Annotated in this window: 16 protein-coding genes and 1 pseudogene; 12 read left to right on the top strand and 5 right to left on the bottom strand. The window is 61.8% G+C overall.

What is annotated here, in order from left to right:
* Positions 1-3 precede the first annotated feature (3 nt).
* Entirely contained in the window at positions 4-819 is an 816-nt protein-coding gene (locus tag ACODS4_RS16385; protein WP_488865466.1) for an ABC transporter permease, read from the bottom strand.
* A gap of 286 nt (positions 820-1,105) precedes the next feature.
* Between ACODS4_RS16385 and cysD the strand changes: the two genes are divergently transcribed.
* The 3 genes and pseudogenes from cysD to ACODS4_RS16370 form a co-directional block, all read left to right on the top strand.
* A complete protein-coding gene (gene cysD / locus ACODS4_RS16380; protein ID WP_488865464.1) occupies positions 1,106-2,020 on the top strand; it encodes a sulfate adenylyltransferase subunit CysD in 915 nt (304 codons plus the stop codon).
* The gene (gene cysN, locus ACODS4_RS16375) at positions 2,020-3,972 is read left to right on the top strand and encodes a sulfate adenylyltransferase subunit CysN (protein ID WP_488865462.1); all 1,953 of its coding nucleotides are present in this window, start codon (positions 2,020-2,022) and stop codon (positions 3,970-3,972) included. The genes cysD and cysN overlap by 1 nt, the downstream gene beginning before the upstream one ends.
* A 233-nt stretch (positions 3,973-4,205) precedes the next feature.
* Positions 4,206-4,515: pseudogene (locus tag ACODS4_RS16370) on the top strand (IS481 family transposase); the annotation flags it as partial.
* A 29-nt stretch (positions 4,516-4,544) separates the two neighbouring features.
* Here ACODS4_RS16370 and ACODS4_RS16365 read toward each other — a convergent pair.
* Positions 4,545-5,903: a hypothetical protein gene (locus ACODS4_RS16365; protein WP_488865460.1), complete on the bottom strand. Its 1,359-nt coding sequence runs from the start codon at positions 5,901-5,903 to the stop codon at positions 4,545-4,547.
* A 493-nt stretch (positions 5,904-6,396) separates the two neighbouring features.
* Between ACODS4_RS16365 and ACODS4_RS16360 the strand changes: the two genes are divergently transcribed.
* Positions 6,397-7,317 (top strand): recombinase family protein, encoded by a 921-nt coding sequence (locus ACODS4_RS16360; RefSeq protein WP_488865458.1) that lies wholly within the window; start codon positions 6,397-6,399, stop codon positions 7,315-7,317.
* Between the two features lie 400 nt (positions 7,318-7,717).
* Here the strand turns inward: ACODS4_RS16360 and ACODS4_RS16355 are convergent, their stop codons facing one another.
* The gene (locus tag ACODS4_RS16355; RefSeq protein WP_488865531.1) at positions 7,718-7,954 is read right to left on the bottom strand and encodes a hypothetical protein; all 237 of its coding nucleotides are present in this window, start codon (positions 7,952-7,954) and stop codon (positions 7,718-7,720) included.
* Positions 7,955-8,245: 291 nt separating this feature from the next.
* On the opposite strand from ACODS4_RS16355, the gene ACODS4_RS16350 reads away from it, so the two are divergent.
* The 8 genes from ACODS4_RS16350 (at position 8,246) to ACODS4_RS16315 (ending at position 20,406) form a co-directional block, all read left to right on the top strand.
* Complete coding sequence (locus ACODS4_RS16350) at positions 8,246-9,793, top strand: calcium-binding protein (protein ID WP_488865456.1); 1,548 nt, start codon at positions 8,246-8,248, stop codon at positions 9,791-9,793.
* A gap of 195 nt (positions 9,794-9,988) precedes the next feature.
* On the top strand, positions 9,989-12,091 hold the full coding sequence (locus ACODS4_RS16345; RefSeq protein WP_488865454.1) for a tetratricopeptide repeat protein: 2,103 nt from the start codon (positions 9,989-9,991) through the stop codon (positions 12,089-12,091).
* Positions 12,058-13,707 (top strand): tetratricopeptide repeat protein, encoded by a 1,650-nt coding sequence (locus tag ACODS4_RS16340; RefSeq protein WP_488865452.1) that lies wholly within the window; start codon positions 12,058-12,060, stop codon positions 13,705-13,707. Before ACODS4_RS16345 ends, ACODS4_RS16340 begins: the two co-directional genes overlap by 34 nt.
* Positions 13,704-14,921, top strand: coding sequence for a glycosyltransferase family 4 protein (locus ACODS4_RS16335; RefSeq protein ID WP_488865450.1), 1,218 nt, complete (start codon positions 13,704-13,706; stop codon positions 14,919-14,921). The genes ACODS4_RS16340 and ACODS4_RS16335 overlap by 4 nt, the downstream gene beginning before the upstream one ends.
* Entirely contained in the window at positions 14,921-16,447 is a 1,527-nt protein-coding gene (locus tag ACODS4_RS16330) for a glycosyltransferase family protein (RefSeq protein WP_488865448.1), read from the top strand. Before ACODS4_RS16335 ends, ACODS4_RS16330 begins: the two co-directional genes overlap by 1 nt.
* A gap of 42 nt (positions 16,448-16,489) precedes the next feature.
* Complete coding sequence (locus ACODS4_RS16325) at positions 16,490-18,163, top strand: glycosyltransferase family 4 protein (protein WP_488865446.1); 1,674 nt, start codon at positions 16,490-16,492, stop codon at positions 18,161-18,163.
* Between the two features lie 12 nt (positions 18,164-18,175).
* Positions 18,176-19,477 (top strand): tetratricopeptide repeat protein, encoded by a 1,302-nt coding sequence (locus ACODS4_RS16320; protein WP_488865444.1) that lies wholly within the window; start codon positions 18,176-18,178, stop codon positions 19,475-19,477.
* Positions 19,405-20,406: a hypothetical protein gene (locus tag ACODS4_RS16315; RefSeq protein WP_488865442.1), complete on the top strand. Its 1,002-nt coding sequence runs from the start codon at positions 19,405-19,407 to the stop codon at positions 20,404-20,406. The genes ACODS4_RS16320 and ACODS4_RS16315 overlap by 73 nt, the downstream gene beginning before the upstream one ends.
* Positions 20,407-20,589: 183 nt before the next feature.
* Here ACODS4_RS16315 and fcl read toward each other — a convergent pair whose 3' ends face one another.
* Both fcl and gmd read right to left on the bottom strand, forming a co-directional pair.
* Positions 20,590-21,564 (bottom strand): GDP-L-fucose synthase, encoded by a 975-nt coding sequence (gene fcl, locus ACODS4_RS16310; protein WP_488865440.1) that lies wholly within the window; start codon positions 21,562-21,564, stop codon positions 20,590-20,592.
* Positions 21,548-22,618 (bottom strand): GDP-mannose 4,6-dehydratase, encoded by a 1,071-nt coding sequence (gene gmd / locus ACODS4_RS16305; protein WP_488865438.1) that lies wholly within the window; start codon positions 22,616-22,618, stop codon positions 21,548-21,550. Before gmd ends, fcl begins: the two co-directional genes overlap by 17 nt.
* Between the last annotated feature and the right edge of the window lie 187 nt (positions 22,619-22,805).

The following is a 22,805-nucleotide window of genomic DNA, read 5'->3' as shown; positions in this document are numbered from 1 at the left end:
GGCTTACAGCCAATATGCGATGCGTTTGCGGAACCGGACATAAATGGCGAAGGTCACCCCCCACCCCAGCGCGGTGATGAGCAGCGCGCCCGCCCAGATGTACAACGGCAGCGCATCGCCCAACAGAGGGCCGCGCACCACCTCCATAAGATAATAGATCGGGTTCAGCAGGATCAGAAGCTGGCGTTCGGCCATCAGTTCGGGTTTCCACATCACCGGGGTGATGAAAAACAGCAACTGGACCACGCTGCCGGTGATTGGCTGGATGTCGCGGAAGCGCGCGCAGGCGATGCCAAGCAGCAGCGCGATCCACACAGCGTTCACCGCCAGTAGAAACAGGCCGAACAAAGCCTGCAACAAGCCAAAACCCGGCCATAGGCCAAGCCACAGGGCCATAATTAGAAAGATGACGGCATTGTGCCCCAGGATGATCAGATTTCGCCACACGATGCGCAGCGCATGGACGGATAACGGCATTCGGACGTGCTTTATGAGGCTCTCAAACTCAAGAAAGCTGTGACACCCCTCATTCAGCACGGCTGCCATGAAGTTCCAAATAGCCAACCCCAGCGCCAGGAACGGCAAATAGTCTGACAAATGGAAGTTGAACAGGGAGCCGTATATGAATCCCAAACTGGCCACCAGAACCGCCATGCTGATCGTCAACCAGAACGGTCCCAGCACCGATCGGCGGTAGCGTTTGCGGATGTCATGCCAACCAAGCATGCCCCACAGCGACCAGCTCGTGACCCCGAGCCGCAGGTCTTCGCAAGCGCGCGCGGTTTGGCTGCGGTCGGCGGAATCGAACAGAAGGGTCATCGGCGGATCATATGGGGGTGGACGCGACGCGAAGGCAAGGCATGGGAGGGCAATCCAACAAAGCCCCCTTCCTCATCGGTGACAGGCGTGAAGCCATACGCCGCTGTCCTACTCTAGACGGCGATGGCTGTCACGCACTATCGCGTTGCACCGGCGTTCGGTCTGCACCCCGTGAGCGAAGCCGTTGCCGAACGCTACAGCATGGATGTATATCAAGAGTTTGCTCCCTGGCGTGCCTTAGCTCGGCTTTCTGCCGTTCCGCTGCCTGCTCAAGGTCTTTTCACCCGTGTCCACATCGTTTCCTCGCCTTACGCATCTCCAGCGTCTCGAAGCTGAAAGCATTCACATCATGCGCGAGGTTGCGGCCCAATTCCGCAATCCTGTGATGCTGTATTCGATCGGCAAGGACAGCTCGGTGATGCTGCATCTGGCCATGAAGGCGTTTTACCCTTCCAAACCGCCTTTTCCGCTGTTGCATGTGGACACGACCTGGAAATTCCGCGAGATGATCGCTTTCCGCGACAGCCGCGTTGCCGATTTGGGTTTGGACCTGATCGTCCACATCAACGAGGACGGGGTTCGGCAAGGCATCGGACCGTTCAGCCACGGGTCTGCGGTCCACACCGACGTGATGAAGACCCAGGCGCTCAAACAGGCGTTGGATCGTTATGGCTTCGACGCGGCCTTTGGTGGCGCGCGCCGGGATGAGGAGAAATCCCGCGCCAAGGAGCGCGTGTTTTCGTTCCGAACCGCTGCGCATCGCTGGGATCCGAAGAATCAACGGCCAGAGCTGTGGAATCTCTACAACGGTCGGATTGGCAAGGGGGAGAGCATTCGGGCCTTCCCGCTGTCCAACTGGACCGAACTGGATATCTGGCAGTACATCCATCAGGAAAACATACCGGTGGTTCCGCTCTATTTCGCGAAGCCCCGTCCGGTGGTCGAGCGGGATGGCGCTCTCATCATGGTGGACGACGAGCGTCTGCCGTTGCGTTCTGATGAAGCCCCAGACACCCGATGGGTCCGTTTCCGCACGTTGGGCTGTTATCCGTTGACCGGCGCGGTTGAAAGCCGTGCAGCCACTCTGCCCGAGGTGATACGCGAAATGCTGCTGGCAACGACCTCGGAACGTCAGGGGCGGGTCATCGACCAGGACGCCGCCGCTTCGATGGAGATCAAGAAGCAGGAAGGCTATTTCTAATGGCCGTTCTCCCGAACCCAATCACACCGGATCCGTCTTCTCAAGATGCGAACGCCCTTCAGGCGGCCTCCGAGGTGGACGACTATCTGCGCACTCAGGAGCGTAAGGATCTGCTCCGCTTCATCACCTGTGGTTCAGTGGATGATGGGAAATCCACCCTGATTGGACGGCTTCTTTACGATTGCAAGCTGCTTTTTGAAGATCAACTGGCCAGTCTGGAGAAGGACTCGAGCCGCTTTGGCACCACCGGCAGTGGCCAATTGGATTTGGCGCTGCTGGTCGATGGGCTGGCAGCGGAGCGCGAGCAGGGCATCACCATTGATGTCGCCTATCGTTTTTTCACCACTGACAAGAGAAAATTTATCGTCGCCGACACGCCAGGGCACGAGCAGTACACCCGCAACATGGCGACGGGAGCTTCGACCGCTGACGTTGCGATCCTGTTGGTGGACGCACGCAAAGGCGTTCTGACGCAAACCCGGCGACACAGCGCCATCGTGGCGTTGCTGGGCATCCGGCATGTCGTGTTGGCGGTCAACAAGATGGATGCGGTCGGCTGGGATCAGACGGTGTTCGAGCGGATCGCCGCCGACTACCGTGCCTTTGCCGCCCGCGTAGGCCTTGCGGACATCGTCTGCATTCCGGTTTCGGCGTTGACCGGTGACAATGTAACGACTCCATCATCGGCGATGCCCTGGTTCACCGGGCCAACTCTGCTCGGCCATCTGGAAACGACTCCGGCCAACACCGGGGTTTCGGAGACACCGTTCCGCTTTCCCGTTCAGTGGGTGAATCGGCCCAACCAGGATTTCCGGGGATTCTCCGGAACCATCGCCAGCGGCAATGTGCGACCGGGCGACCGGGTGATGACCTTGCCCGGCGGACGAAGTTCCACAGTGACGCGGATCGTCACGATGAATGGCGATCTGGATCAGGCCACGGCCAATCAGGCTGTCACCCTGGTGCTGGCCGATGAGATCGATGTGTCGCGTGGAGACGTTCTGGTCGATCCAGATCACGCTCCAACAGTCTCTGACCAATTTTCGGCTCATCTGGTGTGGATGAGCGAACAGCCGCTTTTGCCTGGTCGTTCCTACATCCTGCGCCTGGGCGCCAGCACGGTCAGCGCCCAGGTGACGGAACTGAAGCACGCCATCGACGTCAACACTCTGGAGCATCTCGCCGCCAAGCATTTGGAGCTGAATGGGGTGGCCGTGTGCAATTTGGCCCTGGATCGCCCCGTGCCCTTCGATGCCTATGCCAACAATCGGACGATGGGCGGCTTTGTGTTGATCGACCGCATGTCGAACGCTACGGTCGGTTGCGGTATGATCGACTTTCCATTGCGGCGCGCGTCGAACATCCATCACCGCCGTATGAAGGTGGACAAGACGGCCCGAGCCGCTGCTTTGGGACAAAAGCCCTGTGCGCTGTGGTTCACCGGCCTGTCCGGGGCAGGCAAATCCACTGTCGCCGATCTGGTTGAACAGGCCCTGCACCATCGGGGTCATCACACCATGAATTTGGACGGCGACAATGTTCGCTTGGGCTTGAATCGGGATTTGGGCTTCACCGACGAAGATCGGGTGGAAAACATCCGGCGGGTTGCGGAGATGTCCCGGTTGATGGTTCAGGCTGGCCTGATCGTGTTGGTCAGTTTCATCTCACCTTTCCGCAGCGAGCGACGGATGGCTCGTGACTTGTTGGACGCAGGGGAATTTCTGGAAATTTTTGTGGATGCCCCTTTGGCGCTCTGCGAGCGACGCGATCCCAAAGGGCTTTACCGCAAGGCGCGTGCGGGGCAACTGCCACACTTCACCGGCATCGACAGCCCTTACGAAGCGCCGGATGCCCCAGAACTGCACCTTCTGGCTGGCGAGGAGCCACCGCAGCGTTTGGCCGAACGGGTTCTGGCGCTGTTGGAGGAGCGAAGCTTCATTGAGCGTAGATGACGCGCGGAGGCCGCCCTTTTTCACGAGTGGTTGGCAAGAGCAACAAGATCAGATGCCGAAACATCGGATCGATTCAACGCTTCAGTCCAACCGACCATCCGGTCGTGGTCGGTTCGCGCGTCGATGTTTGGTCCCGGCATTTGATGGTGCATTTTGGCGCAGGCCCGGAGGGATGCGCTATGGGACAGATATGACACGGGAGCGCCCGCACGACAGAGGCGACGCGTCGAGCGATACAACACAGTGAAGGGAATTTGCGGGCTCTGGCCAAGCGTTACGGCATCAACCAAAAGACCGTCGCGAAATGGAAAAAACGCAGAGAGGTCAAGGCAATCATCGCCGCTTTCCGCAAACATACCCTATTGCCGTTGGATGATTGCCTCTACGCCCTTCAGGCGGCGGTCTCGCATCTGACCCGCTCCTCCTTGCGTCGCTGTCTGCAACGGCATGGCGTCATGCCGACTGTCCGAAGTGGCGGGAGACAAGGAACCGAAGAAGAAATTCAAGCCCCACCCAATCGGCTATTTCCACATCGATTTAGCATGATGGGGATCGTTCATGACCGCGCCCGATCACCGACGTTGTGGCGTCAGCGCTGAAGCGATCCACAGCTTTTCCACATCCCGAGCGCTTCCGTTGCGCCCACTTGTTGGAGCTTCGCGCACCACAGCAGCATCGCGCAGCTCGGCGGCGAGCAGGTAGACGCCTCGGCGGCTCAAGTTTGCCGTCCTGCCCAAGGTGCGCTCCATCACAGCGGTCGTGTAGGCGGGTTGCTGGTGCAGCCAGTGGAGAACAGCGGGCAAACGCGACGTGCCACGCCGTCCGGCAAGGCCAAGCTGTTGTTCCCAACCTCTGTGCGCACGGTCCAGAATCATGCAACGCTCCATCTCTGCCGAGACTAGACTGCCGATCACGGGCAGCAGCCAGCGTTCCCATCCCTGAACCTCTCTTTCAAGCGCCAAGCGAAAGCCGGTCCGATCCCGCGCCAAAGCCGGAGCCAGGCTGGGCGCGACGCCCGCTTGTAGACCGCAGGCGCGCTCCACAAGGGCACCGCTCCCAAGCCACGCCAGAAGCGTCCACAGCCCAGGTTCTCCTCGGTCACGCTCCACCAACGCCCGCGCCACCGCGCTTTTGTCATCGGTCGGAGCCGCGCGTCGCCTTGGGCGGGCGACTTCTGGCGCGGTGAGCAGCGCACGCACAGCCCGCGCCACGCCAAGCAAGCCCGGCGCGTCCATCAACGCCGCTTCGACCTCGTGAAGCGTCGCCTCGACGGCTTCGCGTTGGGGGTGGGTGAGCGGATGCGCCCGGCCCCCCAACCCTTCGACCCACCGCTGCTGGAGTTCGTCGCACCAGTCAACCGTCCATGCTGAGAGTGGCGTTTCCGGCGCGTGCTGGTCCTCACCGTCAGGGGCGCTGGTCTCATCTTTCTGGCCAAGAAGATCCTCAGCGTTGGCCAGAAGCGCGCGTGTTTGCTCCATCAGGGCCGCCGCCGAGTGGGCCAGCCCTCTCGGTTCGAGCGATGATCGTGGCGTGACGGGCGGAACAGCGTCCGTCGCCCCCTGGTCGAGACCGGCGAGCAACCGGCGGCGACGCTCGCGCCCAATCCGTGGATCAAACTTCGGCGGCTCCTGGCGTTTGATGGAGTGGTCGAGCCGGTAGACCGGCCCCTGCAACGTGGTGGCCAGCGTCCAGGCGGCATACACCCAGGCGGCGTCAGGGTCCCACCGTGACGGGTCGGCCAGCATCAGAAGAAACGCGTCAGGATCGGCGATCTGACCACCCAGCGTGGCGGCGGCGAGCGCGGCGCGGCGAGCGTGGTCATGACGCCACCGGTGGCGGCGCTCTGGATCGGCCAGCAGGCGCTCGTCGAACCGGGCAACGTTGCGCTCGGCGGCCAAGAGATCAGGCAGGGCGACAGGGTGGCTGAACATGCGCACGACCGGTCGAAGGGGTGGAGTTCTACGATTTTAGATCATCGTTGCAGTGAAAACAAATTAACTGCACACAGATCGACGTCCGTGGCGGGGCTGGTCTCGGCCCAATAGTGGGTTCGGCAAGGTCGATTCACCAAGGCGCACGTGTCGTTGTCTGGTGGATCGGTTTGGAAGCCGGTGTCGGTTGGCGAAATAACCTTTGCTGGCGCCCAATCCCTGGCCGGGCGGCGCTCCCACGACGCAGGCGCCTCGCCGCCTCCTTGCGCTCCAAGCGGCTTGGCGTCTTGTCGCCCCCTGGTTGGAAGGCGCGCGATCACGCCGACCAACGCTTTTCGCTGCTCATCGCAGCCGCCCTCACCCCACCGTAAGGCGATGCGGGCGCGGGCTCCAACCTGTTCAAACAGTCTGTACAGGCGTCCAAACGATCATTTTCTCAACACTGATTAAATTGTACAAAGAGGCGCTTTCCTCTCCGTCCGGGAGTCGCCACATGGCTTTGATCGGCTACGCCCGCGTGTCCACCGAGGAGCAGGAGACCATCAGCCAGCTCGACGAGTTGAAGGCCGCCCGTTGCGGGGTGATCTTCGAGGAGAAGGCGTCGGGGGCCAGCCGGGCGCGGCCGGAACTGGCCAAGGCCATCGCCCGCGTGCGGCGTGGCGACATTCTGGTGGTGACCCGCATCGATCGTTTGGCCCGCTCCCTCTCCCACTTGCTGGATGTGATCGAACGATTGGAAGCCATCGGCGCGCACTTCAAATCGTTGCGCGACCCGATCGACACCTCGACGCCACAGGGGAGATTCGCCCTCCAGGTGCTCGGAGCCGCCGCCGAACTGGAGCGCGCCTTGATCCGCGAAAGGACAATATCTGGGCTGCAAGCGGCCAAGGCCCGTGGTCGGGTGGGCGGCAACCCGGCGCTCAAGCGGCGGGATCCAGAGGCAATCGCCCAGCTCTCGGCCATCCGGGATCGGCAGTACATGGCGAACCTGTTGGCGAGCATGGAGGCGTGGTTGCCCAAGGTGCGGGCGCTGCGCCCGGCAAAATCCTGGGGTAGCGTGGCTAAGTCCCTCGGACGGTTAGGCTCGCCCGAACAGCCATGGACGGCCGACCGGTTGTCGCGGGCGGTGCGTCGCCTCGTCGCGGAGGGATTGGCCGAGCCTGAGCTGATTAAGCCAGCCCCACGCAAGCCGCCCAAGGATGACATCCTGCTGGTCATCGCCGGAATCAAGAGTGCTGATCCAAATCTCAGCTTGCGCGCAATTGCCTCCAGCCTAGAGGATTTACGCATCCGCACGCCACGTGGCGGCGCCACGTGGTCAGCGTCGTCGGTGAAGGCGCTGCTGGATCGTGCTGATCGCGCAGGGCTTGTTCCTGCATCATCCTCCAAGGGCGGGCTGTCTTTCCGGCGTTGACGACGCCGCTGGCGGCGTCACGGGAATCGCTTGAGCAAGAAGCCATTTTCCAACGCGCCTTGAGGGAATGGCGATCCTGGGGGACCTTGAGGAGGTTGATGGCCATCCGCTTGACCAGGGCCGTATTCCTAGGGCCCAAGCGGTTGCGCACGCGGGCGTGATCGTCGCCGACCACCACGTCGAGCACCCAGCGCAGGGCGTTCTCGATGCCCCAGCGACCACGGACCACAGCGCCGAAGGCGGCGGCGAGCGGTCGCGAACGGAGAGAGCGGCGACGCGACTGGTTGAGCGTGCCCGCACTCTCGACGTTGGCTTCGACCAGCGCCACCGCGCCAACTGTGGCCGATCATCCCGGCCCTTCAGCCACGCCGCGTCATGCGGCACGAAATGGCGGCGTTCCTCAAAGGCGCGGCAGCGCGATGATCGGCGTCACTGGTTCCGCCCGGATCAGACGCAACAGCGTGTCGCCGCTGACCGGCATGGGAGCCGGGTGGACAAGCCGGGCGCCGGGTTCCCCGCCTGCGCTCGACGCGATGGCCGACTGCACAGCGGACACGCAGCCGTGGCGGTTCTGAGCGACGCTGCCGAGACGGCCCCCATCCAGCGCGACCGTCACATCCAGAGCCTTGCCGAACACGGGCGCCTGGACTGACGGAGGCGAACCTCGACGTCACCATCCTGAATCGAGACGCTGGATGAGCCGGGAGCGGCAACCAGAAATGTGGCTTGCGCGCCACAGTCATGCGATCCGATGTGGAGGCGACCGCCAAATCCGGATCACTGCATCCGATGCGCTTGCCTTTTTGTGCAACAGCCCTTATGCGTATCCACAGTTCAAGGGATTATCGGCCTGGCTCGCCAGGGCTGTGTCTATGGCACTGCCCCCCTTGGATCCAAACGAACCGGTTTATTGGTTAGAGGGGCTAAAATGGCAACGCTTACTCTCACGGATTCTTCTGATACCCTGACGTCGTCGTCTGATTCCGATGTCGTGTTCGGTCTGGGCGGGGCGGACAGCCTGACCGCTCTGGGCGCCGACACCATTTACGGCGGCACGGGCGAAGACACCATTTCGGTCAACACCCCGTCCTCGACGGTTGGCCAGTTGTTCTTCGGCAACACCGGCACCGACAGCCTGTTGAGTGGTGAAGGCGCTGACACCCTGTTCGGTGGCGCTGACTCCGACGTCATCAGCGGCAGCGGCGGTGCGGATCGCATCTCCGGCGACGCTGGCAGCGACACCCTGATCGGCGGCAATGGCGCCGACACCATTTACGGTGGCGAGGGCAACGATTCGATCCTCGGCGGCCTCACCGCCACCGATACGGCCGACACCTCGGGCAACCTGCTGTTCGGCAACGCCGGCAACGACACCGTCATTGGCGGTTCGGTTGCGGACACCATTTACGGTGGCCAGGGCAACGATTCGGTCGATGGCGGCGGCGGCAGCGATCTGATCTTCGGCGACGCTGGCAACGACACCGTCGTTGGTGGCGCTGGCGGCGGCGCCGACACCGTCTATGGCGGCGCTGGCAACGATTCGATCTCCTATTCGGCCGACACCACCGGCAGCCTGCTGTTCGGCAATGCCGGCAACGACGTCGTCCTCGGCGGTCTGGGCGCCGACACCGTTTATGGCGGCGCTGACAACGACGTCATTTCTGGCGGCAGCGGCGCGGATCTCCTGTCCGGTGACGTCGGCGCCGACACCCTCTATGGCGTGGGCTCGGCCGCTGGCGCGACTTCGGGCGCCGCTGCTGACACCCTGCTCGGTGGCGCTGGCAACGACCTCATCTATGGCTTCACCGACAGCGCTCTGGTGAGCAGCAATTCGGCTGGCGCGCTGCTGTTTGGCAACGCTGGCGCCGACACTGTGTTCGGTTCGATCAACGGCAACGACACCATCTATGGCGGCGCTGACAACGACACCATCTTCGGTGACTTCGTTGGCACCCCCGCCGGCACGAACGGCACCGGCGGCGCCGATCTGCTGTATGGTGACAACGGCAACGACATCATTTATGGCGGTTCGGGTGCCGACACGCTGTATGGTGGCGCAGGCGCTGACACCCTGAATGGTGGTTGGGGCACTGATCGTCTGGAGGGTGGCGCTGGCGCTGACGTTCTGGTGTTTGACAACCTGTCGGCCTTTACCGTTAGCGCTACGGGCACTGTTGGGGCCGGCACCGGCGTTGACTTTGTCGCTAGCTTTGAACGTGGCACCGACAAGATTGCTTTGTCGACCGCTGCGGGCAACTTTGCGGCTCTTGACTCGGCCAGCCTGTCCAGCCAAATCTATTCGTCGGCGGGTCAGGGCAGCAATGCCGCTTTGGCTGGCATGTATCTGCTGTTCGACACCACCAGCAGCATCCTGTACTACGACACCACCCCGACGGACACCTCCGGGCGTGTTGGGATCGCCACTCTGGACGGCGTGACGCAGATCAGCTCGTCTGATTTCATCATCGTCGCCTAAGTTCGCGGCTGTCGTTTGAGAAGAGGGGCAGGCTTTCGCCTGCCCCTTTTTTTTGCCCGTACCATGCGACCTACATTCTGTGACGCGTGATGTTTTCGGGGGCGTCTCCCCTAAACCTCCTTGTTCCTTTCGGTTGCCTCCCCGTCCGGCTGCCCATAAGGTGTGCGGCGCGTTTCTTTCTGGGTTTTGCCAACAATGCACGCATCTTCCTCCTCTTCCCAGAGCATGGCCCCGGCGTCCGCAATTGCGAGCGCCAAAGCGTTTTTTGCCGCTGGCCGTTACGAGGAGGCGGTGGCCTGCTGTCGTGACGCTTTGCGCAATGGTCAGGCTGTTGTCGATGCGTTGATCCTGCTGGGATCGATTGGAACCCTGACGAAATCCGCGAAATCGGTGATTCCGCTGTTGCAGCTTGCCCTGTCGTTGGACCGCAACAATCTCTCGGCCTTGAACGCTTTGGGGTTGGCGCATCACGCGCTTCATGAGTATGACGCGGCTTGCAAGCAATTCGAAACCGCTTTGGCGGTTGCACCCGGTCGCATCGAGGTTCTGAGAAATCTGGCTCATGCCCAGGCTGGACGGCAGGATTGGACAAAAGCGGAGGCGGTCTTCCGACAGATCCACGCGCAGAACAAAAAGGCCCCGAAGGATTGGCTTCCGCACGCGCTGAGCCTGCATCATCTCAAACGTGACGCTGAGGCTGTGAGCCTCATTGAAGAATTTCTTCGGATGGAACCGGAGAATAGCGAAGCATGGTTCACCCTTGGCATGAGCCTTTATTCATTCCGTGGCGCAAAGGACGCCATTGCGGCCTATCGCAAAGCCATTCGCTATAATCCTAAAAAATACGTCGCCTATATGAATTTGGCGGCGGTGGCGCATAAGCATGCCAACGCGCAATTGGCGGCAAATGTTTCGCGTGAACTTCTGAAAATAAACAAAAATTACATTCCAGCTTATAATAATTATGGATTGGCTTTGGCGTCGCTTGGAAAAAGTCAAGAGGCAGTAGAGGCGTTTGCGCGTGTTTGCGCCGCCCAACCGGGCAATCACCGAACCCGCAGCAATTTTGTCTTCTACAGCCAGTATTTGGACACAACGACGCCCCGCAAGCTGTACGAGCTTCATCACGAGTGGGACATTCGCCACGCTGAATCACAGCGTCGTTCTTGGCCCAAGCATCGCAATGACCCATCGCCAGAGCGGCGTTTGCGCATTGGCTATGTCTCACCTGATCTGAAGCATCATTCCTGCGCTTGGTTCTTGATGGATTTGCTCGCGCATCACGACCGCGAGGCCTTCGAGATTCACGCTTACGCCAACCTTGATCGCGCCGACAGGGTGACGGACCTGTTGAAAGAGCGCATCGAGCATTGGCATGATGTCGAGGGTATGAGCGACGCGGATCTCGCGCGAAAAATTCACCAGGACCAGATCGACATCCTGGTCGATCTGGCCGGTCACACCGCTCGCAACAACCTGCTCACCTTCGCCTGCAAACCCGCTCCGGTTCAAGTGACGTGGCTGGGCTATCCTGGCACCACGGGCTTGCAGGCCATCGACTACCGCTTGTCGGATCCTTGGCTGACGCCGGATGGGACGCCGGAGATTTTTTCCGAACAGGTCTACAACCTGCCGCGCGTGTCCCATTGCTTCAGACCGCCCGAAGCGCCGGACGCCAACACGCTGCCCGCCCTGACCAACGGCCACATCACCTTTGGCTCGTTCAACAGCTTTGCCAAAGTGTCGGACAGCGCCGCCCGGCTGTGGACGGCAGCCCTAAATCGGGTCCCATCCGCAAGATTGCTCTTGAAATCTCGCTACATCCAAAGCGACGAAACCCGCGAATCCCTGCTCGACCGCTTCCGCCGCGCTGACGCCGATCTGTCGCGGATCGATCTGATGAGCGGGACGGAAAAGCAGGATGCCCATTTGGCCGAATACCACAAGATCGACATCGGCCTGGACAGCTTCCCTTATGGCGGCATGACCACCACCTGCGAAGCGCTGTGGATGGGGGTCCCGGTCGTGACCATGGCAGGCGACCGGACCAGCGCCCGTTACGGCAACAGCGTGCTGAACGCCGTTGGCTTGGGCGACCTTGTCGCCACCACGCCCGACCAGTTTGGCGAGATCGCCGCGCGGCTGGCCGGAGATTTGGAGGCGCTGGCCGCGTTGCGGGGAGGGTTGCGGCAGCGGATGGCCCAATCGCCGCTGTGCGATGGCGCTGATTTCGCCCGCGCCATGGAAGCCGCCTATCGCGACATGTGGACCCATTGGTGCAAAACCCAAACCCAGTGATCCCGCCAGTCCCCGCACCAGCAACGGTGCGGGCACGGCTGGAACAGGCGCTTGCCCTGATCCGCACGGGACGCGTGACGGAGGGAGAGGCCTTGTGCCGCCCATTGGTGGCGCGACACCCCGAAGAGCCGGACGCGCATCATCTGCTTGGATTGATCGCCCTGACCGAAAAGCGGGCGGATGATGCGGAGCCATGGCTGTGTCGTGCGGTGGCCTTGGCGCCTGGCGTCGCCCATTTCAACACCAATCTGGGCACCGCCCAGCAAGGCTGCGGTCAGATCGTTCCTGCGGAACGCAGCTATCGCCGGGCCTTGCGTTTGGCCCCGGATCAGGCGGAAACAGCGTTCAACCTTGCCAAGCTGCTGGCGTTGGGTGGGCGGACGGGCGAGGCGGATCGCCTGTATCGGCTGGCCATCGCCCTTCAACCCAGCCGGGGCAAATATTGGAGCAACCTCGGCGACCTGCGGGTGCGCCAAAGGCGGGAAACAGACGCGCTGCGCGCTTACGCCCATGTTGAAGCGGTGACGGGCAACCCGGTGGACGACAGCGCCGTCAATCAGGGAATGGCGTTGCAGCGCCTGAATCGGTTGGATGAGGCGCTGCAACGCTATGAGCGCGCCCTGGCCCTCAACCCCGACAATGTGGCGGCACACTGGAACCGCGCCTTGGCTCTGTTGGTGACAGGGCGGTTGGCCGAAGGCTGGGACGAGTATGAATGGCGGTGGCGTCTGGCGGAATCCACCCCCCGTCCGTTCGCTCAACCGCTGTGGACGGGCGAAACGCTGACCACGGAAACGCTGTTGCTGCACGCGGAACAAGGGTTGGGAGACACCCTGCACCTGGCGCGGTATCTGCCGCTGGTGGCGGCGCGGGTGGAACGCGTGATTTTGGAATGCCAGCCGCCGCTTCGCCGTCTGATCGCAGCCAGTTTCCCGTCGGTCACGGTGGCGCCATCGGGTGAGCCACTGCCCAGATTCGACCGACATTTGCCTTTGCTCAGTCTTCCCCGGATTTTCGGGACTGACCTGAACACGATTCCAGCGACCGTCCCTTATCTGCGCGCGCCGGACGGCGCCACCCTGCCGTCGCGCCATCCAGGCGCCTTGGCCGTGGGGGTGGTTTGGGGTGGGGACCCCGCCCACGCCAACGACCAGCGGCGTTCGCTCGATCCCCACACTCTGGCCGCGTTGCTGGCTTTGCCCGACCTGACCCTGTACAGCCTGCAAAAGGGCGCCCGTGCTCATGAATTGGCGGCGGCGGATCCGAATGGCCGTGTGATTGACCTTGGCCCGACCATCGCCGATTTCACCGACACGGCGGCGGCTCTGCGCTGTCTGGATGTCGTGGTGACGGTTGATACGTCGGTGGCCCATCTGGCCGGGGCGCTGGGCTGCCCGGTCTGCGTCATGCTGCCCTACTCCCCGGATTGGCGATGGCTTTTGGACCGACCGGACAGTCCGTGGTATCCTTCCGCTCGGCTGTTCCGCCAATCCGCTCCGGGGGACTGGAGCGGCGTGCTCCACGCCGTGGCCAATCATCTCGTCACGCTTCGCTCCACCATGGCGATCACCCATGATCGCCTTTCGTTGATGACACCTCCTGTCGGCGCGCAATGAAAATCCTCTTCATCCATCAGAACATGCCAGGGCAATACAAGCATCTGGCCGCACGGCTTGCGCAGAATCCTGAAAATCAGGTGGTGTTCATCACCAAACGCAAGGATCGCAGCCTGCCGAACGTCAAACGTGTTGCGTATGACGTGGCGCGCGAACCGAGCAAGACGATCCATCAATATCTGTACCGGACCGAAGACGCGGTTCTGCACGGACAGGCGGTGGCCCGTGTGATGATCCAAATGCGCAAGGAAGGCTTCATTCCCGACATCGTCATCACCCACCCGGGATGGGGAGAGGCCTTGTTTGTAAAGGATATTTATCCGGAATCGCCGCTGTTGAACCATTGCGAGTTTTATTATCAGTCCCGTGGGCAGGATCTGGATTTCGACCCAACAAAACCTCCGGAACTGGACAGTGTTCTGCGATCACGGATCCGCAGCACCCATTTGCTGTTGTCGTTGGAATCCTGCGACCGTGGGCTGTCGCCAACCCAATGGCAACGCAGCGTTCACCCCAAACCATACCATTCCAAGATTTCGGTCATCCATGAGGGCGTGGACACCGCCGCCCTGCAACCTGATCCGAACGCCACCTTTGCCCTGCCAGACGGCACGGTCCTGACCCGCCAGGACGAGGTGGTGACGTACGCGGCCCGGAATCTTGAACCCTACCGTGGTTTTCCGACTTTCATGCGGGCCATCCCGCGCATTTGCGAACAACGGCCCAACGCCAAAATCCTGATCGTCGGGGGGGATGGAACCAGCTATGGCGGGGCGCCGACCGATGCGGCGAACTGGCGGGAAAAGATGCTGGCGGAGGTTCCGGTGGACCCGGCTCGGGTCCATTTCCTGGGCTATCTGCCCTATGACCAATTCAACCAGATGTTCCGGGTGACAACGGCCCACGTCTATCTGACCTATCCCTTTGTGCTGTCCTGGTCGATGCTGGAAGCCATGGCGCTCGGCGCGTTGGTGATTGGCTCACGCAGCAAGCCGGTTGAGGAGGTCATCACCCATGGTGAGAATGGGCTGCTGGTCGATTTCTTTTCGCCGGAGAGCGTGGCCGATCAAGTCGTGTCGGTGCTGAAGAATCGGGAAGATTACGCCGAGATCGCCCGCGCCGGTCGCCGAACTGTTTTGCGCAAATACGATCTGGCCCATTGCTTGAAACAGCAGATGGCGCTCATCCACTCCATGGTTCGGGGACGCCGGTGATGTCCCCGGTCGCCGCCAAGCTTGCACGCCAGATACCGGGGGACGCCCGTGCTGTCTTGGAATTGTGCCGTCCAGGCGAAACGGTGGCGGCTTGGTTCGGGTTGCGCAATCCAGCCACTGTCTTCACCACGCTGCCGATGGTTGACCTGTCTGAACCGGAAGGCTTGCGGCAACAGCTTGACAGTCTCGGCCTTCGTTTCGATGCCGTTTTGCTCCACGCGGATGTTTGGACGCTGTCTGCCGATCCGGTGGCGCTGGTGGCGACGCTGCTTCCCCACATGCAGCCCGGCGGAACGCTGCTGGCGGCGGTTCCACTGGCATGGTGCGAGGAGCGCCGCGCCGCGCTGGGGATGACATCCGTCATTGCGGCCTTTGAAGCCACTTTCGCCCCCCTCCCTGTTCAAGACGGCGGTCTGTTGGTCGATTGCGCCGCCCGGTTGGTGGATGAAACCAATGGAAGCGCACAACTGGTCATGCGCGCGGTTCGTCGGCAAGACGGGCGGATTCGACGTCTCTACATCGGTGCGATGACGCTGCGACCAGCGGGGGCGTGCAACGACACACGCATTGATCTGCCCAACGCGTTCCTGGAAACAATTCCCGGCGTGCGGTGTCACGCGGCGGTGGAGTATGTCTCCAGCCCGATCCGCTTGCCCGGTGAACAGCGGATTGCCCTTTTGCAGCGCCGCATCACGGGACCGGCGGATCTGCCGGATCTGAAGGCCCTGCTGCGGGAAGGGTATCTATTGGTGTCGGAGTTTGATGACCATCCGAATCATTGGCCGAACATGGTGCAGAACCGTTATCTGACCTTTCGTGGGGTGCATGCGGTTCAAACTTCGACCCAGTTTCTTGCAGACGAGTTGCGCGGCCACAACCCCGAAATCGCGGTGTTCCCGAACCAGATCGCCCTTCTGCCTCCACCGCGTCAACCCCGCACGGATGGCCGGGTCGTGCTGTTTTTCGGGGCCTTCAACCGGGGCAAGGACTGGCGGCCTCTGATCGGGCCGCTCAACCACATTCTGTCGGCCAACCGGCAACGGATTGGCGTCCAGGTGATCCATGATCGCGCTTTTTTTGACGCTTTGGACACGGACAACAAGGCGTTTCTGCCAACCTGCGACTATGAAACCTACATCAGGGCGTTGCGCCGCTGCGACATTGGTTTGCTGCCTCTGAACGACACCCTGTTCAACCGCAGCAAATCCGACCTGAAATTCGTCGAATGCGCCGCCCATGGCGTTGTGGCCCTGTCCAGCCCGGTGATTTATGACGAGTCGGTGCGCGATGGGGAAACCGGCGTCTTGTTCCACTCTCCCGGTGAGTTTGCCGAACGCTTGACCCGGTTGGTCGATGACACCGAATGGCGGGCGGGAATCGCGGCCAACGCGCATGACTATGTCCGTCAGCACCGGCTGATGGCCCAACATTTCCGCAAGCGGTTCGCGTGGTATCGCTCTCTTTGGGATCGCAAGGACGAGTTGGATGCCCGGCTGTACGATCGGGTTCCAGAACTGCGCCCGTAAGAGACCCGTGTCTGCCCAGCGCTTTCAGCCCACGAGTTTGCCATGCCCGCCACCGCTGCCATTTATTACCATCCTGACGCCTATTCCATCGGACGATCCGATTTGAAAGGGCGACACGCCGCCGGCGCGGGGTTCCTGACAGCGTTCGCCCGTCATCATGATGCGCCTGTTCTGCATTGCTACACAGCCGAACGACGGTTGGCGATCGCGTTTGCCGGGGAGATCGAACGGCTGGCGGGGCGTTCCCGGCCCGTTGCCTGGATCCCCCAAGGAGAGCCAGCCCGACTGGCCAACGCCGGATGTCTGTTTCTGCCCGGACCGGCGTTGGGCGAATCCGCTTGGCGTCGTCGCATCGCCGACGCACGGGCTTACAGTTTGTGCGGCGTGACCCACACCATCTGTTCCGAACGTGTCCTCGACGCGTTTGGCGACTACATGATCGCGCCGGTGCAGCCGTGGGACGCCTTGATCGTCACCTCCAATCCGGCACGGACCGCGATCACCACCCTGTTTGATGCGTGGGGTGATTATCTGTCTTCGCGCTTTGGCGCGCCCGCCCTCAACCCGGCGCGGTTGCCGGTCATTCCCTTGGGAGTCGATTGCGACCGCTTTGCCGACAGCCCTGCGAATCAGGAATTGGGCGCGCGGTTGCGGCAGGCGCATGGAATCGGCGCGGATGATGTGGTCATCCTGTTCTTTGGACGCCTGTCCTTCCACGCCAAGGCGCACCCGTTGGTCATGTTCCAGGCGTGCGAATTGGCGCAGGCGCGCAGCGGACGGCGGTTGCACCTGATGCTCGCTGGGGCGGCCAGCAACCCGCACATTGAGCAGGAGTTTCGTGAAGGCGCGCGGCGCTATTGCCCTGCGGTCAACACCATCCTGCTGGATGGCAACGATCCAGCTCATGCCCTTGCTCCATGGTTCGCCGCTGATCTTTTCCTGTCGCTGTCGGACAACATTCAGGAGACCTTTGGCCTGACCCCGATTGAAGCGATGGCCGCCGGGTTGCCGGTCGTCGTGTCCGATTGGGATGGCTATCGCGACACGGTCAGCGATGGGGAGGTTGGATTCCGAATTCCCACCTTGATCCCAATGCCGGGAGCCAGCGGGCAGGAGCTGGCGTTCCGCCACATGCTGGAGGTTGATAATTTTGACCGTTACATCGGGGCTGCCAGCCAGGCGACCGTGGTGGACAGCGTCGCTGCGGGCGAGGCTTTGGCCCGTCTGGCGGATGATCCCGCCTTGCGACGCCGGATGGGAGAGGCGGGTCGACAACGCGCCCGCGCATTGTTCGATTGGCCGGTGGTGATCGCCGCCTATGAACGATTGTGGAGTGAACTGGCCCATCTGCGGAGCACGGCTGAAGAGGTGGCGCCACAGCGGCAGGGGCGACCACCCGTTCCATTGCGTCAGGATCCCTTTACCCTGTTCGAGGGTTTTGCCAGCAACCGGATGGGGCTGGAAACCCGTTTGGGGTGCGCCCACGCTAACCCTGCCGCTGCCCTGGATCGAATTCTGGCAGCGAGTATGAACACGTTCAGCACGGCGACCCAATTGCCCCGCGATGGGCTGCTGCTGCTGCTGCTGCACAGCCAGGAAGCCGAGCGCTGCTTGCAGGAACTGCTCGCCCTCTTCCCAAGGGCAACAGAAGGACAGGTTGCCCGCAGCGTGGGATGGCTGGTCAAATGCGGTTTGTTGACCGCCCGGCTTGTGTGAGCGCGCCATCCGATGATTGACGCTTCCTCATCCGGCGCACCGCAAAGGATACGCGTTTCGCCCGAGCAACTCTACACCATGGCCGTTCAGCAGCAACGGGATGGCCGCTTGGCGCAAGCTGCAAACCTCTATCGGGCTGTGATTGCGCTGGATCCCACAGCCATTCTGCCTCGGTTGGGGATGGGGCGGGTTCTGTGGGCTTTGGGCGCGCCTCATGAAGCGTCAGCGGCGCTGACGCGGGCGCTTGCCTTGGATCCGGCGGACGGACCCGGCTTGCGGCTGTTGGCCGTGATCGAGGCCGGGCAAGAGAATGTTTGTGCAAGTGTCCTTTTGGGCAAAAGGGCGCTTGCACTGGAACCCAAGAACCTCGACACCCGTCTCAACCTTGCGCAAACACTGCTGGGCATGGGCGCTTTGACGGAAGGCTGGGCGCACTATCTTGCCCGCCCATCCACTCGTTTGGATCCCAACCCCTTCAACCGGAATCCGCTTTCCCGTGATCTGCGAGGGCGACGCTTGTTGGTGGTGGCCGACCAGGGGTTGGGGGATGAGATTTTCTTTTTGCGCTTTGCGCCGCGTCTGAAAGCGGCCGGCGCCTGGATCACCTACCGGGCGCATCCCAAAATCGCCGACATCGTGGGCCGTTTGCCTTTCCTCGATCACGTGTCCACCCGATCGGCGGAGGATCCTGCGGGTCTCGACACGTTGCTGTCGGTGGGGGATCTGCCTCATCTCACCGCCGCTTACGAAGAGCCGGATTATCCGGCGTCGATTCAACTCACCCCATTGCCCAACCGGGTCGCCGCTGCCGAGGCGTCGCTCGCAGCTTTAGGGCCACCGCCCTACATTGGCGTCACTTGGCGCGCGGGGGTGGTGGATATGCAGGACAAGCGGGCGCCGCTGGAGGCCCTGGCGGCGGCTTTGGCTGGATGTCCCGGCACGATCCTGTCTTTGCAGCGTCACCCTGATGAGGGCGAAGTCGCTGCTTTTTCCCGCGCCGTTGGCCAACCCGTGGCTGATTGCGGTCCTCTCAACGAGGATTTGGAAGAGATGCTGGCCCTTCTCTCCCGATTGGACGAGGTTGTCGGGGTCAGCAACACCAACACGCACCTGCGCGCGGCTCTGGGACTGACCGCGCGCGTGCTTGTGCCTTTTCCGGCGGAATTCCGGTGGGCTGGGGATGAAATGAACAGCCCATGGTTTCCCGGCTTCACCCTGTACCGGCAGCGTCTGGAAACCGGATGGACAGGGGCGCTGGAGCGCTTGCGGCGCGACCTGTACGCCGCGTGGACACAGAGGGACAGCGGTGCATGACACGCGCAGACACGATCATCGTCACATCGGCAAACACGGCTTATACCCCGCTGCTGGCCGGGATGTTGGCGTCGGTGCGCGACCATGGCGGCGGGCTGCCGGTTGGATTGCTCGACACTGGGTTGACAGCGGCAGACCGTGCACGCTTTGCACCCTTTGTCGATCATTTCGCGGTGCCGGATTGGCACATGAGCGAAGCGCATCTGGCCCGTTTCCGCCCACCGGAATGGATCAAGGCAATGACCGCGCGGCCTCACCTGCGCGACTATTTTCCAGGTTACAGCACATACATCTGGCTGGATGCGGACACCTGGGTCGCGACGCCAACGGCGCTTGGAACATTGGCGGCCGCCGCATCCGGTCGTGACATCGCCGTGGTGCCGACCGTTGATCCCGCCTATGTCCGCTATCATGGTCTGGGAGCGTTGAAGGCGCGGGCCGCCATTTTGCCGATCTACCGGACTCTGCTGCCCGAAGCCTTGGCGCAAACAATGCTGGTCCTGGGCGAACTGTGCTCCGGGGTGTTCGCCATGCCCGCCGGATCACCGATTTGGGATCATTGGGCTGCGGAAATCGGGCCGATCCTTGATCATTCCATGGAACGCTCGGGCACGCTGTATCACATCTTTGAACAGACGGCCCTCAATCTGGCGGTCCATCGCCGCCACGCCACCGCCGCCTTTTTGCCGGCCCGCTTCAACTGGGTTTTGGGCGAGGCAACCCCGTTGATCGATGACATCACAGGACGCCTGCGCGTCCCCCAGCCACCACACGACCCCATTGAGATCTTGCATCTGATCCACAGCGGTCGTTTGATTGCCGACAAAATGGCGCCGATCGAAACCCGCACGATGGCTGGACAAACCATGCGCACGGGGTTTGACTATCACGCCATCCAAGCACTGGCCAGCGGTTTGCCCAAGCTCTGACGGTTTGGAAACACATCCCGCGAGAGCCGCTGACGCAGCGGATCATCCCGTTCTGGGATGATTGCGCGTCACCCAGAAAACACGTCCATGCTTTTACCCCCTGAGGGGGCGACGCCATTCATCACCACGCAGTTCGCTTCAACCGCGTGATGATGAGGATAGAACGCCTCTCCGCATCAGCCGTCAAATTTTGCTGCGCAGCACATTGTCCCGGTACCAGGCATAGGCGTGCTCCACACCCTCGCGCAGGCCGATGCGGGCGGTCCATCCCAACTGGGCAAGTTGGCTGACATCCAGCAACTTGCGCGGCGTGCCATCCGGTTTGCTGGTGTCGTAGACGAACCGGCCCGCGAAGCCGACGACCTGCGCGATCAGATCCGCCAGTTCACGGATGGTCACATCATTGCCAACCCCGACATTCAGCGGCACATCACCGGAATAGTGCTTCAGCAGGAACGCCGATGCGTCCGCCAGATCATCAACATGCAGAAATTCGCGCCGGGGCTGACCGCTGCCCCAGATTTCCACCGCCTCCAACCCTTCCCGTTTGGCGCGGTCGATCTTGGCCATCAGGGCGGGCAACACATGGCTGGAGGTCAGATCGAAATTGTCACCTGGCCCATAAAGGTTGGTTGGCATCAGCGAGATGAAATCGCACCCATACTGCTGGCGGTAGGATTGACACAGTTTGATGCCCGCGATCTTGGCGATCGCGTACCATTGATTGGTCGGCTCCAGCGGCCCGGTCAGCAGCGCGTCTTCGGTGATCGGTTGGGCCGCCAAACGCGGATAGATGCAGGAGGAGCCGAGGAACAGCAGCTTGCCGACGCCCATCTTCCAGGCGGCGTGGATGATGTTCGCTTCGATCATCAGGTTTTCATAGATGAACTCGGCCGGGCGGGTGGAGTTGGCGAGAATGCCGCCAACCCGCGCCGCCGCCACAACCACCGCGTCAGGACGTTCGGCCTCCATCCAGGCTTCCACCTCGGCCTGACGGCACAGGTCCACACGGTCGCGCCCGGCGGTGAGCACGGCGCACCCCTCGCTCGCCAATCGGCGAACGATGGCGGAACCAACCATGCCACGATGACCCGCCACCCAGACCCGGCGATCCTTCAGAGAGAAGGAGGGCATGAGCGTTTCAGCCACGGTCGTCATAGCGGGGAGCCTCCAGCTTGATCGCTTGCAAATCGGCCAAGACCATTTCGCGAACCAGATCCGGGAACGCGGTGGTGTGGGTCCAGCCGAGCTTTTCGCGGGCCTTGGACGGGTCGCCCAGCAGCAGATCGACTTCGGTCGGGCGGAAATAACGGGGATCGATCTCAATCAGGACATCGCCTGTGTGTGCATCCACCCCTTTCTCGTCCACGCCGCCGCCCTGCCAGACGATGGTCCGGTTGGTGTGCGAAAACGCCAGTTCGACGAACTCGCGGATGCTGTGGGTTTCACCAGTGGCCAGCACGTAATCGTCGGGCGTGTCCTGTTGCAGAATCCGCCACATCCCCTCCACAAAATCACGGGCGTGGCCCCAGTCGCGCCGGGCGTCCAGGTTGCCCAGATACAGTCGCTTCTGACGACCAAGCGCAATCGCCGCCGCCGCACGGGTGATCTTGCGGGTGACGAATGTTTCACCGCGCGTCGGTCCTTCATGATTGAACAGGATGCCGTTGGAGGCGTGCAGGCCATAGGCCTCACGATAATTCACCGTAATCCAATAGGCGTACAATTTGGCGGCGGCATAAGGACTGCGCGGGTAGAAAGGAGTGGTCTCTCGCTGCGGCGTTTCCTGGACCTTGCCATACAATTCGGAGGTGGATGCCTGATAGAAGCGCACCCGCTCCGCCAGCTTCAGAATCCGGATCGCTTCCAAAAGGCGGAGCGTGCCGATCCCATCGGCGTTGGCGGTGTATTCGGGTGTTTCAAAACTGACCTGGACATGGCTTTGGGCGGCCAGATTGTAGATTTCCGTTGGTTGAACTTCCTCCACCACCCGGATCAGGTTGGTGGCGTCGGTCAGGTCGCCATGATGCATGACGAAACGCACGTCTGGTTCATGCTGATCCCGGTAAAGATGATCGACGCGTCCAGTGTTGAAGGACGATGACCGCCGCTTCAGCCCATGCACCCGGTAGCCCTTGGCCAGCAGCAACTCCGCCAGCAAGGCGCCGTCCTGGCCCGTCACTCCGGTGATCAACGCAACCTTGTCTGACATACGCTTTTCCTTACCGTCGGCTTTGTCTTGCCCGATCATTCCGGCGTGCGGCGGGCAACGCCTTGTAATTCACCAGTTGGCGGACAGCGTCAAGCCGCGCGCCATGTTGGTTCTGGAAAAGGATCAAACCCTCTGGGGAAGAAACCCAAAAACCCATCAGGGCAAAAATACTTTTGCCGTTCGATGA

This window comes from Azospirillum sp. FG154 (assembly GCF_057809575.1).
Note: the sequence above shows the minus strand (reverse complement) of the source record. Positions and strands in the feature narration are given on the sequence as shown.